Origin of the sequence: Hymenobacter defluvii (assembly GCF_017589435.1) — a bacterium.
Lineage (GTDB): Bacteria > Bacteroidota > Bacteroidia > Cytophagales > Hymenobacteraceae > Hymenobacter > Hymenobacter profundi.
Genome location: NZ_JAGETX010000002.1, coordinates 328009 through 340586, shown reverse-complemented (window position 1 = coordinate 340586; position 12578 = coordinate 328009). Strand labels below are relative to the sequence as shown.

13 protein-coding genes are annotated in these 12578 nt (G+C 56.3%); 9 read left to right on the top strand and 4 right to left on the bottom strand.

The genetic code is table 11. The annotated features are described in order from the left end of the window. Window positions 1-69 precede the first annotated feature (69 nt). Both J4D97_RS05565 and J4D97_RS05560 read left to right on the top strand, forming a co-directional pair. Window positions 70-1536, top strand: a complete 1467-nt coding sequence (locus J4D97_RS05565) for a TlpA family protein disulfide reductase (protein WP_208306719.1) — start codon at window positions 70-72, stop codon at window positions 1534-1536. A 154-nt stretch (window positions 1537-1690) separates the two neighbouring features. Beyond that, window positions 1691-2713 (top strand): SPASM domain-containing protein, encoded by a 1023-nt coding sequence (locus tag J4D97_RS05560; protein WP_208306718.1) that lies wholly within the window; start codon window positions 1691-1693, stop codon window positions 2711-2713. Between the two features lie 9 nt (window positions 2714-2722). Here J4D97_RS05560 and J4D97_RS05555 read toward each other — a convergent pair whose 3' ends face one another. Together J4D97_RS05555 and J4D97_RS05550 are read right to left on the bottom strand one after the other, a co-directional pair. Then, window positions 2723-3499, bottom strand: coding sequence for a DUF2490 domain-containing protein (locus tag J4D97_RS05555; protein WP_347879325.1), 777 nt, complete (start codon window positions 3497-3499; stop codon window positions 2723-2725). 116 nt (window positions 3500-3615) lie between these two features. After that, window positions 3616-4470, bottom strand: coding sequence for a pirin family protein (locus J4D97_RS05550; protein WP_208306717.1), 855 nt, complete (start codon window positions 4468-4470; stop codon window positions 3616-3618). 171 nt (window positions 4471-4641) lie between these two features. Between J4D97_RS05550 and J4D97_RS05545 the strand changes: the two genes are divergently transcribed. The 6 genes from J4D97_RS05545 to J4D97_RS05520 all read left to right on the top strand — a co-directional run bounded on the left by J4D97_RS05545 (window position 4642) and on the right by J4D97_RS05520 (window position 11055). Continuing rightward, the gene (locus J4D97_RS05545; protein ID WP_208306716.1) at window positions 4642-5043 is read left to right on the top strand and encodes a nuclear transport factor 2 family protein; all 402 of its coding nucleotides are present in this window, start codon (window positions 4642-4644) and stop codon (window positions 5041-5043) included. 122 nt (window positions 5044-5165) lie between these two features. Further along, window positions 5166-7259 carry a M13 family metallopeptidase gene (locus tag J4D97_RS05540; protein ID WP_208306715.1) on the top strand — a complete coding sequence of 698 codons (2094 nt, stop codon included), beginning with the start codon at window positions 5166-5168 and terminating at the stop codon, window positions 7257-7259. A gap of 379 nt (window positions 7260-7638) precedes the next feature. Continuing rightward, window positions 7639-8526: a DUF6089 family protein gene (locus J4D97_RS05535; protein WP_208306714.1), complete on the top strand. Its 888-nt coding sequence runs from the start codon at window positions 7639-7641 to the stop codon at window positions 8524-8526. A 157-nt stretch (window positions 8527-8683) separates the two neighbouring features. After that, window positions 8684-9049, top strand: coding sequence for a BlaI/MecI/CopY family transcriptional regulator (locus J4D97_RS05530; protein WP_208306713.1), 366 nt, complete (start codon window positions 8684-8686; stop codon window positions 9047-9049). Between the two features lie 2 nt (window positions 9050-9051). Then, on the top strand, window positions 9052-10464 hold the full coding sequence (locus tag J4D97_RS05525) for a M56 family metallopeptidase (protein ID WP_208306712.1): 1413 nt from the start codon (window positions 9052-9054) through the stop codon (window positions 10462-10464). Window positions 10465-10485: 21 nt separating this feature from the next. Next, window positions 10486-11055 carry a hypothetical protein gene (locus J4D97_RS05520; protein WP_208306711.1) on the top strand — a complete coding sequence of 190 codons (570 nt, stop codon included), beginning with the start codon at window positions 10486-10488 and terminating at the stop codon, window positions 11053-11055. Window positions 11056-11134: 79 nt separating this feature from the next. On the opposite strand, the gene J4D97_RS05515 is transcribed toward J4D97_RS05520, so the two are convergent. After that, window positions 11135-11362 carry a PepSY domain-containing protein gene (locus J4D97_RS05515; protein ID WP_208306710.1) on the bottom strand — a complete coding sequence of 76 codons (228 nt, stop codon included), beginning with the start codon at window positions 11360-11362 and terminating at the stop codon, window positions 11135-11137. A gap of 165 nt (window positions 11363-11527) precedes the next feature. On the opposite strand from J4D97_RS05515, the gene J4D97_RS05510 reads away from it, so the two are divergent. Further along, on the top strand, window positions 11528-11947 hold the full coding sequence (locus J4D97_RS05510) for a hypothetical protein (RefSeq protein WP_185281645.1): 420 nt from the start codon (window positions 11528-11530) through the stop codon (window positions 11945-11947). Between the two features lie 2 nt (window positions 11948-11949). Here J4D97_RS05510 and J4D97_RS05505 read toward each other — a convergent pair whose 3' ends face one another. Beyond that, window positions 11950-12522: a DUF4269 domain-containing protein gene (locus J4D97_RS05505; RefSeq protein ID WP_208306709.1), complete on the bottom strand. Its 573-nt coding sequence runs from the start codon at window positions 12520-12522 to the stop codon at window positions 11950-11952. Between the last annotated feature and the right edge of the window lie 56 nt (window positions 12523-12578).

The window sequence follows — 12578 nt, the reverse complement described above, 5'->3', positions numbered from 1 at the left end:
TATTTCATGATACGGTAGGACAAAATAATGATGTTGGTTTTTTAGTCTTCTGTCAGACTTCTCCGCCCGATGCTCTCCTTCCGCGCTTCTTCCTTTCTATCCCTATTTGTAGGGTGCTTGGCCTCCTTCGCCAGTCAGGCCCAGGGTACCGTTGTTATCACAGGCAAAATCAGTGGGCGCACGGCCGACTCGGTGGCCGTATCGCTACGCGAAAACCCGCTCGACCCTAAAGAGCAGATCACCTACGCGCCCGTTAGCGACAAAGGGGAGTTCCGGCTGGCGCTGAAAGTGAACGGCCCTACCCGCGCCGACCTGGTATATAACGATGACGTGACCGACCTCTTCTTGGAGCCCGGCTACGCGCTCGATGTGCGTTTCAAAGGCAACGATCTGGCCTCTTCCGTTAAGTACAAAGGCAAGGGCGCCGAGGCGAACAGCTACTTATCGGAAGTGGATGCATCGTTTGTGGAAAACGACGGTTTTCAGGTGCTGCCCGATAATATTATGCTTTACGAAGCGCCTTTCCTGTCATTTCTGGACTATCGCCGCAAGCAGGAAGAGAAGTTTATGGAGCGGGGCACCGAGGGGGTAGATATGTCGAAAGCCTTCCGCGACTACGCCAAGGCCACCATCACGTACAGCTACGCCAACGACCGGCTCACGTTCCCGGATTTGCGCGAGCAGGTAGTAAACACAGAGGGCCGCCTGAAAATGTCGCCCACGTACTATGATTTCCTGAATGATAAAGCGTTGATCGAAAACCCCTCGGCCACGCAAAACGAGCTATACCAGGAATTCCTGCTCAACTACGTGCACTATCTGGCTACCGCCGACAAGCACCAGCGCACTGACCCCGATTTCTACCTGGTATGCTACGACCTAGCCAAGCAGAAGCTGAGCGGCCCCGTAAAGCCCATTATCCTGGGGCGGGTGTTGCAGGAGTCGTTTCGGTTTGGGCACGTGAAGCAGTCGGCGGCCATGCTGGAAGACTTCCGGAAAATCGACAAGGATAATCAGTATTACCCCATTCTGGTACAGGATTTCAACCTGCACAAAACCTTCGCTATCGGCTCGCCGGCCCCCGAGTTTCACCTGCGCACTGCCCAAGGCGACTCCGTTTCGCTGCGGGATTTTGCAGGCAAGTTGGTATACGTCAACTTCTGGCGCACCACCAGCGGCCTCAGCCTGCGCGACCTACCCTACGCCGTGGAGCTAGCCAAAAAGTTTGAGGGCAAGGATATTGTGTTCCTGAATGTGGCGCTGGATGAAAACGAAGGCGCCTGGAAGCAACTGGTTATCAGCCGCAAGCTGCCGGGTGTGCACGTGCGCGCCAATGGCGGCATGAAGGCCGCTATAGCCCGCGCCTACGGCGTGCAGGACGTGCCCACGTACATTCTGCTGGCTGAGGATGGGACCTTCCTTAATACCAAGCCGAAGCGCCTGAGCAGCCGCGCCGCCGTCGATGAGATTAAGGAGTCGTTTGGGAAGGCTGGTACGTATTCCGGTATTATGCCGGCAAGTTCGGCAGGTAAGTAGCCCTTTGAAACCGGGCTGCCTTACGCAGTTTGCGCAGCGTTATTAAAACTAACAGTGCCTTCTCGGGTTGAGAAGGCACTGTTCATTTCTGCCCCTACCCACTGGTGATAGGGCAGGCTGCTTTCAGTTGCTTTCCCGACTTTTGCTTTCCTCTATGACTTCACTGGTGCGCGACGCGCTTACGCTGCTTTCCAAAACCACGCCCCGCCGTGTGCTAAACACCGGGCAAGTGGTAGGGGGCTATGTGCTCAGCAAGCTCACCGGCAAAGCCCGGCACTGGGGCCTACCTATGGCCCTATCATTCGAGCCGACCACCAGCTGCAACCTGCGCTGCCCCGAGTGCCCCAGCGGCCTGCGCTCCTTCACGCGGCCTACCGGCATGCTGCCGGCGGATCTGTTTCGGCGCACCATTGATGAGGTGGCCTCGCGGCTGTGGTACCTGATCTTCTACTTTCAGGGGGAGCCCTACCTGCACCCCGAGTTTCTGGACTTAGTGCAGTACGCCGCGGCCAAAGGTATTTACACAGCTACCAGCACCAACGCCCACTACCTCAACGACAAAAACGCCCGCCGCACCGTAGAGTCGGGCCTCGACCGCCTTATCATCTCCCTCGACGGCACCACCCAGGAGGTGTATCAGCAGTACCGGGTAGGCGGCAAGCTCGACAAGGTATTGGAAGGCACCCGCAACGTGGTACGGTGGCGTAAGGAGCTGAAATCGAGCACGCCGCGCATCGTGTTTCAGTTTTTGGTGGTGCGCCCCAACGAGCACCAGATTGAGGATGCCCGGCGCATGGCCCACGAGATGGGCGTGGATGACGTGTGGTTTAAAACCGCCCAGATCTATGACTACCACAACGGCTCGCCCCTTATCCCTACCATCGATTACTACTCGCGCTACCAGAATAACGGCAACGGCACTTTCAGCCTGAAAAACCGCCTGCTGAATCACTGCTGGAAAATGTGGCACTCCTGTGTGATTACCTGGGACGGCCTGGTAGTACCCTGCTGCTTCGACAAGGATGCCGAATACCGCCTCGGCGACCTGAAAACGCAGACCTTTCGCCAGCTCTGGCAGGGCGAGAAGTACCGCCGGTTCCGTGCGGCCCTACTCAAAGGCCGCGACCAGATTGAGATGTGCCGCAACTGCACCGAGGGCACCAAGGTGTGGGGGTAGGGTAGGGGCTTACTTGGTGAAATCTAGATCGTAGGCCAGCACCGTGCGGATGCCGTGGTTGTACTCAAACACGGGCGTGTTAGTGCCGGGGGCGTCTTCCTCGTGCTGCGTGATTTGATAGAGGTACTGCACATCCAGCCGGAAATGGTCGCTGAAACGGTAGCCTACCCCGCCCGCTAGGCGGTTTTGGTTGAACACGTTGTTCTGCACGTTGCGCCCGAAGCTGATAAAGATTTCGTCGAAGGCCGTGAGGTAGGGCTCGTGGTTGTCGAGGGTAGGGCCGATGAGGGGAAGCTGCAAGCTGAGTTGGTAGCGAATTCGGTTTTGAAACCACCAGCTTTCTATCGATTTCTCCACAAATTGAGCCTGCCAGCGCTGCTCCAGCCGCAGGCGGTGCGTGAGCTCTAACCGCCCTAACGCATCCTTCAGCGACACGTCTTCATATAGCCGGTGCTCCGGCTCGCTCAGGCCGCTGGCGGCGGTGGGGTAGTCGCCATAGGGGTAGGTGATGAGCAGCGTGTAGCCACCCGACACCTTCACCCGATCGGAAAGCTGGTAGATGCTACCCAAGCGGGCCAGCAGCTGCTGCGGGTCCGCACCGAGGTGCACGCGCCGTAGCTGCAACTCGCTGTGCAGCTGCCATTTCTTGCTGATCTGGTTGTCGCCGTTATACACCAGCCAGCCAAGGGTGTTATGGTCTGCAATACGGTTTCGCTGGGTTTGAGCCCGGCTGTGAGTAGCAATAAAACACAGCAGAAGCAGGAGCAGACAGGAAGGAGGGCGCACAGAGGAAAAAGCGAAAAAACGAAAAAAGGAAATCAACCAAACGACTCATCAGGATCAGCTCCGACAGGGTTTACAGCCCTGCCGGGGTAGGGTGGCTATCAGTAATGTTCTGCATGCTAGTGCTGCCAAGTACCAAAGCGCCCGGCGCGGTAATCCTGGTAGGCCTGCTGAATTTCCTGCTCCGTGTTCATCACAAACGGCCCATAGGCCACAATGGGCTCCTCGAAGGGTAGGGCGTGGCCCAGCAGCAGCACGGCATCGGTCAGCGCCTCGATGTGCAGGTCGTCTCCATCGTGGTGGAACTCGGTAAGGGTGCGGGCCTCTGTTTCCTGCTCGTTCACGCGCAGCTTGCCGCGAATGGTGTAGAAAAAGATGCTGCGGGCAGCCGGAATGGTGAAGTCCAGCATGGCACCGGCTTCTAAGTCAATAGTAGCCAGTTGAATATCGGCCAGCGGCTGCACCGCCCCTGTCTGCCCGGCCCAGGTGCCCGATACGGCATGCAGGCGGGCCCGACCGTCGGCCAGCGTCACTTCCGGAATGTCGGCTTTCTGCAAGCCCTGGTAGTGTGGCGGCACCATTTTGTGCCGGGCCGGCAAGTTCACCCAGAGCTGTAATATTTCCAGGTCGCCACCCGTTTGTTTGAAGTGGTCCGAAGATATTTCACTATGAATCAAACCGCTGCCGGCCGTCATCCACTGCACGCCCCCGGCCTCAATCACGCTTTGGTGGCCGCTGCTGTCTTGGTGCATGATGTCGCCGGCCAGGATAAAGGTTACCGTTTCGAAGCCCCGGTGCGGATGCGGCCCGAAAGGCAGGCCCCGGTTGCCGGGTCGGTACACCTGCGGACCGTGGTGATTCAGAAACAAAAAAGGGTCGATGTGCTCCACGGCCGGCGTGGGCAGCGCTCTGTAGGTAGTAAGATCGGCAATGGGGGCGCTAACGGCGCGGTGCTGGGCTTTAATCGTGCGCATACGGAAGTATTTGCTGTACTACCCATAGCCGTGGCAATATGTTTGTGAAGGGGCCTCGGTCGTGCATAGCGCATCAGCCTCAATTTCAAGGGCAAATCTTGTCTGAAAAGAGTAAGGACTTCCTTTTTTCCTTGCTTATATTGTACCCGTTTTGTTTATAACATCCCATCCATGCCTGCTTCCCTCGACACAGTCAAACAATTCTTACAGCTAGCAGAGTCCTGCGTAATCGACCATGCTGCCTACACGCCGGTATTGCATCCAGAAGTAGAAGAGATTGAGTTTCCGAATCTGCATAACAAGCAGGGCCTGCGCCGCGACTTTGAAGGCATTATAGACGGTATCCGCCACGGTCGGGAGCTACTGTCCCGGCAGGAGCTGGCCGGTTGGAACTTCGTGACTAGCAACGACAACACGGTGGTAGCGGAGATTCGCTGGCGCGGTGAGATGAGCATCCGCAACCAGCGTGTGGTGCCTGGGCAAATCCTGACCGGTTACTTTTGCCGGGTGTTTGAATTGAAAGACGGCTTGATCTTCCGTCTCCGCGACTACTATTGCTACGAGATGTTCTAAACTTTTACTTCGTCACCATTGCAGTCAGGTAGGGCAAGCGTGGGCTGATTGCCGATTTTCGAGATGTAGCGCAGCCTGCGCCGCTCAAAAGAGTCATTGGAACAGTTTCGTATCTTGTTCTGATGATGAATAAACCTTTACTGTCTTACCTGACAGCGGCGGCCGTGCTGGCAGGCTGCGCTGGTAGCTACCGCACGGCAACCAACGCTACCGCTACCACCGCCGCGGCCAAAGCCGCAGGCCCCATACTTCCTGGCGTAGGCCTCGATGTGGCCGATCTGGACACCACCGTATCGCCCTGCGACGATTTCTTTCACTACTCCGGTGGCAATTGGTTACGCAACAACCCCATTCCGGCCTATGCCTCTAGCTGGGGGCCGCGCAACCTGCTCGGCGACCGGACGCAGGCGCTGCTGAAGCAGATTCTGGAAGATGCCGCCAACACTCGCGCTTCTAAGGGCTCCAACCTGCAAAAGGTAGGCGACTACTACGCCTCTGGTATGGATTCAGTGGGGCTGGACCGCGCCGGGTTAAAGTACTTGCAACCCGAGCTGCGCCGCATCGACGCCATCATCAGCCGCGACGCATTGCGCCGGGAGCTGGCCCACCAGCAAACACTGGGCACGGGCGCCTACTTCCGTGCCGGTGTCAGTCCCGACCGCAAAAACAGCTCGGTCTATGCCGTGAACCTGAACCAGGGCGGCTTGAGCATGCCCGACCGCGACTACTACCTCAAAGACGACGTCCGCTCTACCACCGTGCGCAACGCCTACGTAGAGTATATGACGACGGTGTTTGAACTGCTGGGCAATGCACCCGCTACGGCCCGGCAGAGAGCGGCCAACGTGCTGGCCCTGGAAACGCGCCTGGCCCGCGCCAGCAAAAGCCGCGTGGAGCTGCGCGACCCCTACGCCAACTACAATAAGATGCCGCTGGCGGAGTTTGACCGCGCCTACCCTGCTGTGGGCCTCGGCGACATGCTGAAACAAAACGGCCTGGGCGCCGTGCAAGAGGTGATTGTGGGGCAGCCGGCCTTCTTTCAGGAGCTGAACACGGTGCTGCAAAGCACGCCGCTGCTAGAGCAGAAAACCTACCTCACGTGGCAGCTGGTATCATCTGTTACGTCGGCGCTGCCCCAAGCCTACTCCGATGCCGCGTTCCGGTTTCAGCAGGTGCAGAGTGGCACCAAGCAGCAGCCTACTCGCTGGAAACGCATGCTAGCCGCCACCGATGGCACTTTAGGCGAAGCTTTCGGGCAGCTATATGTGGATAAAGCCTTTTCGCCGGAGGCCAAACAGAAGGCCTTGGATATGCTAGCCAACATCAAGGCGTCGATGGCCGAGCACATTCAGTCCAACACCTGGATGAGCAGCGCCACCAAAACCGAGGCCCTGAAAAAGCTGAACGCCCTGCGCGTGAAAATCGGCTACCCCGATAAGTGGAAGGATTACTCCGCGCTGAATATCTCGCGTGAGTCCTACCTGCAAAACGTGCTGGCTGCCCGGCAGTGGAACTACGCCCGCAACGTGGAAAAGTACGGCCGGCCCATCGACCGCACCGAGTGGGGCATGACGCCGCCGACCATCAACGCCTACTATAGCCCAGCCATGAACGAAATCGTGTTCCCGGCCGGCTACCTCCAACCGCCATTCTTTGACCCCAAGGCCGACGATGCGGTGAACTACGGCGCCATTGGCGGCGTGATGGGCCACGAAATGACCCACGCCTTCGACGACCAGGGCCGGCAGTACGACTCGGAGGGCAACCTGCGCGACTGGTGGACCAAAGCCGACGGCGAGGAGTTCACCCGGCGCGCCGCTGTGGTAGGCACGCAATATTCGGCCTTCTCGCCCCTCGATTCGGTGTACGTGAACGGCAAGCTGACCATGGGCGAGAACCTGGCCGATTTCTCCGGCCTTACCATCGTCTACGATGCCCTGCAAAAGCAGCTCCAGCAGAAATACGGTAACCAGCCCCGCCCGCGCTACGACGGCTTCACGCCCGAGCAGCGCTTTTTCCTGAGTTGGGCGCAATTGCGGCGCACCAATATTCGGCCCGAAGCCCTGCGCCAGCAAATCCTCACCGACCCCCACTCCCCCGGCCAGTACCGCACCATCGGGCCACTCATGAACATGCCACAGTTTTACGACGCCTTTGGTTGCCAGCCCGGCCAGAAGATGGTGCGCAACGCCGAGGACCGGGCGAAGATTTGGTAAGAACGGCGGCAAAAGCCAGTGCTGTGTGCAAGCCCCTTGTGGAGGCAGAAAGTACCCTGTGTACCTACTGCCTCCGCAAGGGGCTTTTGTATAAAGTGCAAAGACCGAAATGGTACTCTTTTACTTTTAGGTAGAAAGGATTTGATAAGAGGCAGTCGACAATGGAGAAGCTAATGGTTTCTTAACAAGCGAGTGAATCAACGGGCTAGGTAATTGCGGCCTCATTTGTGATACCCCAACCCACGATGAGTTCAGCCTACTCTTTGGAGGGTAGGATAGAAGCTAACCAAGAATCGATACGACGATGACTCGCGGCGTAACGAGCTGTTCATAGAATACTTCCATTCTGCTTTTTCGCCTTCCAACATTCTTTCCTGCTATGAAAAAAGACTACCTATTTTTTTTGCTGACTGCGGCTGGTCTGGGCACAGCACCTGCTGCTCAGGCGCAGTCCTTCACCAAAGCCAATCAGTACCTTTCGGTTGGAGCTAGCCTGAGCGCCTTCAACTACTTTGGCGACCTGACGCCCCGCGTTAGCTTTGCCAGCGTACGTATGGCAGCCGTGAGACCAGGGTTTGGCTTCCACGTTACGCAACGCCTAACGCCTTACGTATCGGTGCGTGGCGCTTTGTCGTTTGGGCGCATCACCGGCTCCGATCAACAGGCTGCTGGCAAGGAAGCTGCGTACCGCTACTACCGCAACCTAAACTTCACAAGTAATATACAGGAGCTATCGGTAGTAGGTATCTTCGATCTGGTGCCTAATCACAGCCAGGCGGTGAACCGTATGCCCATCGTGCCCTACGTGTTTGGGGGCATAGCCGGCTTTCATTTCAATCCGAAAGGTACCGTGGATGGTGGTACCGTACCGGCTGGCCTCAAACCGGACGCCCAAGTGGAGTTGCAGCCGCTACGCACAGAGGGCCGTTACTACCACCGCGCGCAGTTAGCCATTCCTTTCGGCGCTGGTGTGCGCCTAAAAGTGGCCAAGAACATGGATGTAGGCGTGGAACTGGGTTGGCGCAAAACCTTCACCGACTATCTGGATGATGTGAGCACTACTTACGTGAGCGTAGCTAGGCTGTCGACGCCAGCGGCTCGCTATTTCGGGAATGGCATTACGCGAACTGATCAAAATACACCCGAACAAATGGATGTGCCGGGGGCACTACGCGGCAATAGCGGGGGCAAGGACTGGTATATCACCACAGGTATTTCCGTGAACTATATTCTAAATAAAAATATAAAGACTAATAAGTCTAGATAGTTATATTATTGATATGTAGTTATTTGTAGGTATTATTAGGCTAATTGTTTGAAACAAGGCCGCTATCCTGTAAAGGGTAGTGGCCTCGTTTTTTTGATTAAGTATATCTTTATTTACGAAATAATCGTAGTATTACGAAAGAATCGTATTAACTGATATGGAACGACTTACCCAACCCGAAGAAGAAGCCATGCAGGTGCTGTGGCAGCTGGATGGTGGCTTTGTGAAAGAGGTGCTGGAGCGTTTACCCAAACCTGCGCCGCCCTACACCACGCTGGCCTCTACCATCCGCAACCTGGAGCGCAAGGGCTACGTGCGCGCCGAGAAGCTGGGCAACTCTTACCGCTACGCCCCGCTGGTGCGCAACGAGGAGTACCGCCGCCGCTTCATGAGCAATTTCGTGAGCGACTATTTCCGCAACTCTTATAAAGAGGTAGTATCGTTTTTTGCGAAAGAGCAGAAAATCAGCGCCGACGAGTTGCAGGAGATTATCCGTATGATTGAGGACAGTAAACGCGACTAGCCATGCCCGCGCTACTCCTCTATCTGCTGCAAGTGAATGGGGCATTGCTGCTGTTCTACGCCGGTTATTGGCTGGTGCTGCGCCGCCTCACGTTCTACACGCTCAACCGCTGGTATCTACTGTTCTCGGTAGGCTTTTCGGCTGCTTACCCGGTAGTAGATGTCAGCGCGTGGCTGGCCCGGCCGGTGGCTGCCACTACGCAGGTGCTGGGCGAAACCTGGACCTACCTGCCCACTGCCGCCGCGCCTGCTTTCACGTATTGGACCAGCCTCGAATGGGCGTATTGGGTGGGGGTAGGCGTTTTATTGTTGCGCTTGCTTGCGCAACTAACGGGCTTGTACCGCATCCGGCGAGCCTCACGGCCGGCGCAGTGGCACGGGCAGCAGTACCGGAGGGTAGGGGCCGCCATGAATCCGTTTTCGTTTGGGCGCACCGTCTATCTCAACCCCGATCAGCATGCCCCCTCCGAGCTGCCGGCCATTCTGCGCCATGAGCAGGTGCACGTGCAACAGTGGCACACCCTAGATGTATTGGTGGCTCAACTTACGCAGGTCTTTTGCTGGTTCAATCCGGGGGTGTGGCTACTGCGCCAGGCGGTGCAGGAAAACCTAGAGTTCATTACCGACCGCGCCGTGCTGCGCGCCGGCCTGCTCGATGCCAAAGCCTACCAGTATAGCTTGCTGAAGCTCAGTACGCTGGCGCCCAGTGCGGCCCTAGCGAATCATTTCACCTTTCTCACTCTTAAAAACCGCATTGCCATGATGAACAAGAAGCGTTCCGCTACTGCCTATCTGGGGTTGTATGCGCTGCTGATACCAGGATTAGCATTGCTGGCATTCGCCTGTGCCCCGCAAGGTGAGCCTGCGGGTGATGAGATGGAAGTACGAAAAACTTCATCAGCAAGGTTTGACGCCATGAGCGACAGTACGCTGTTCTTTTTAGATGGTAAACCGAGTAGTAAAGCTGCTGTTGAAGCTATTCCTGAAATAGGCATAGTGCAAATACATGGAGCAGGGGGGCGCTTTAGAGGAGAATTTGGACCAGGTGTTAAGCGCATTTTTTTAGTGATTACAAAAACAGGTGAAAACTCGCCGGCAACGAAAGCATTTCGGCAGAAATATGGTTTTCAAACGCGTGCTGAGTTTGAAAAAGAAGAAGCAGAGAGACCTGCCAAAGAGGCCCGCGAAAGAGAAGAAATACGTCAGCGGGATGAAAGATTTAAGCAATTGCCCGACGCGCTGTATATCCTGAACGGCGAACCGGTAGATAAAGAAGAAATCAGCGAGATAAATGCTGAAGCCATTGAAAGCGTAAACGTGCTAAAAGGCAAGCAAGCAATTGAACAGTACGGCGAAAAAGGGCGTAACGACGTAGTCATAGTCATTACCAAAAACCATTCACAATCAACTAACTAGCTGCACAGGCAGTCCATTATCATGAAAACTACCAAAACCATTACCGCAGGAATTGTAACGCTGTTGTTAGCCGCTGGCGGCCTAGGCAGCCAATCCGCGCAAGCGCAGGCTCCCAAACTAAGCGCGGCGAAACAAGGTCCGCTCGCCTACTATGTAGATGGCGTGCTGACTTCGAACGAAGCACTGAACGATACCAAGCCAGAGGAAATTGAGGTTATGAACGTCGTGAAAGACAAAGCCGTGTTGGCTACGCTCGATCCTGTAGCAGCCAATGGTGCTATTATCGTCACCACCAAGAAGAATAAAGACTCGGAGGCGGTGAAGGCGTTCAACAAAAAGCACAATATCACCTACACGCCTCCTAGCCCAGAGGTGAAGAAAATAAACGATGCGGTAATGAGCGGCACCGGCCTGTCGGCCGGCGAACTGGGCGGCCGGCTGCTACTGGTGAACGACAAAGAAGCCACGCTGGAGCAATCGAAAATAGCGCACGGCCAACTATCGTCGATCTACGTGCTAGACGCGGCAAAAGCCACTAAGCGCTATGGTGAAAAAGGCAAAAACGGCGCGGTGGTTATCACTACGAAGTAGATATCTTATACCAGTAGAAAACAAAAAAGCGCGGGGCAATTGCCCCGCGCTTTTTTGTTGGTAGGCGAAATAGTACGCGCTACTTCACTTTCAATTCGCCGTCGTCGGCGTCTTTCTTTACTTTATTGCCTTCAGCGTCTTTGATCTTGATGTCGCCGTCGTCCTGCTTCTTGATCTTGCTGCCGTCTGCACCCTTAATAGTCGTGCCGGCGGGCATGTCCTCGGCGCGCTCCATGGCTGTTTGGTCCTGTGAGCAGGAAGCCAGCGAGAGGGTAGCGCCAGCCAGAAGTAGGAAAAGCATTTTCATACAGAAGAGAGAAAAGGGTGGGTATAAGGTAGGTATGCTAGGCTAACGGCCTTCCCTGGCTGTACGCTGCTGCGTGCGGAGAGTTATAGGCTCGGCAGGAGCCAGCGGCAACTACTGCCTATTTGGTAATTCCGCGTCGGTGTCAGACCTTCGCCGTTGATGCGTATGGCTGCCTCTTCTACTGTGTACTTCGAGAATGCTGCTGGTCGTTTACTGACCGATTCGGCAGGTTTTCTGCGGGTGGTATGGAGCAATCAGCCGCGTGGCCCCAAGGATGTGGAAGCACTTTTTACGCACATGACGCGTGCCTTGCAGCAGTATGGTTGGGGTCGGATTCTGATTAACCAAGTAAACATGCGCCGTTTCACGCCTCAGGAGCAAGAGTGGGTAGCCAACGAATGGCTGCCGCACGCTGTGCGGGAAGGAGGCTACCGCTTTGGGGCTGTACTGGTGTCGCCGGATGTGATGACGCGCCTCGCCACGGCCTACATTACCACCAAAATACAGGGCCTACCCTTGGTATATCACTCCTTTGATGAGGAGGCCACAGCCGTGAGCTGGCTGCTGCGGCAGGTAGGGTGGTAGTGCTAGGGTAGGGGCGGCAGCCGGGCTTGCAACTCCGCTACGGTGTAGTGCTCCAGCGCTAGGAGGGCGTCGTAGGGGTTGCCTGGCAGTTGGAGTAGCGTAGCAAAGGCCGGCTCAGTTTTGATGCCTTGTTGCTTGAGTTGTTGCACGGCAGCCCGCCACGGTTCGCCCCCGGCTTCTAGTACCCGTTGTTCTACCAGCATGTGCCGCACGGCGTACTGTTGCCGGGAGGGGCACGCTTGCCCAAACACTTCCACGGCAAACGCCTGATACTGAAAGTTACAGACGATGGCTGGCTGGCCCTGGCCCACGGTTTCGCGTAGTACAAAGCCGGGTAAATCTGCGTAGTGCGTGTGCAGCAGCGCCCGAAATGCTTGCTCTTGCTTCGGGAATACTGCGCAAATCACATCCAGGTCGCTGGCTGGCGTGGCAATGCTCAGCGGAATGGTGCCAGCCAGCACCGGGTCGAAAGCCTGCAACGTGGCCATAATGCCCAGCGCTTGCAGCGTATGATAGGCTTGTTGCTGGCGCGCGTCGCCGGTTAGCAGTGTGGCAAAGTCGGTGCAGTCGCGCATGTGGTATCGTTGGGCGGCTTCGGCTATCTTGCGCACTGTTTCATCACCTCCTCACT

Bases quoted from the DNA above. Each gene is read 5' to 3' on its own strand.
- J4D97_RS05550 (WP_208306717.1), bottom strand. From the start codon at position 4,470: ATGCGCACGATTAAAGCCCAGCACCGCGCCGTTAGCGCCCCCATTGCC.
- J4D97_RS05510 (WP_185281645.1), top strand. From the start codon at position 11,528: ATGGCTGCCTCTTCTACTGTGTACTTCGAGAATGCTGCTGGTCGTTTA.
- J4D97_RS05540 (WP_208306715.1), top strand. From the start codon at position 5,166: ATGATGAATAAACCTTTACTGTCTTACCTGACAGCGGCGGCCGTGCTG.
- J4D97_RS05505 (WP_208306709.1), bottom strand. From the start codon at position 12,522: ATGCGCGACTGCACCGACTTTGCCACACTGCTAACCGGCGACGCGCGC.
- J4D97_RS05565 (WP_208306719.1), top strand. From the start codon at position 70: ATGCTCTCCTTCCGCGCTTCTTCCTTTCTATCCCTATTTGTAGGGTGC.
- J4D97_RS05535 (WP_208306714.1), top strand. From the start codon at position 7,639: ATGAAAAAAGACTACCTATTTTTTTTGCTGACTGCGGCTGGTCTGGGC.
- J4D97_RS05560 (WP_208306718.1), top strand. From the start codon at position 1,691: ATGACTTCACTGGTGCGCGACGCGCTTACGCTGCTTTCCAAAACCACG.
- J4D97_RS05520 (WP_208306711.1), top strand. From the start codon at position 10,486: ATGAAAACTACCAAAACCATTACCGCAGGAATTGTAACGCTGTTGTTA.
- J4D97_RS05525 (WP_208306712.1), top strand. From the start codon at position 9,052: ATGCCCGCGCTACTCCTCTATCTGCTGCAAGTGAATGGGGCATTGCTG.
- J4D97_RS05515 (WP_208306710.1), bottom strand. From the start codon at position 11,362: ATGAAAATGCTTTTCCTACTTCTGGCTGGCGCTACCCTCTCGCTGGCT.
- J4D97_RS05530 (WP_208306713.1), top strand. From the start codon at position 8,684: ATGGAACGACTTACCCAACCCGAAGAAGAAGCCATGCAGGTGCTGTGG.
- J4D97_RS05545 (WP_208306716.1), top strand. From the start codon at position 4,642: ATGCCTGCTTCCCTCGACACAGTCAAACAATTCTTACAGCTAGCAGAG.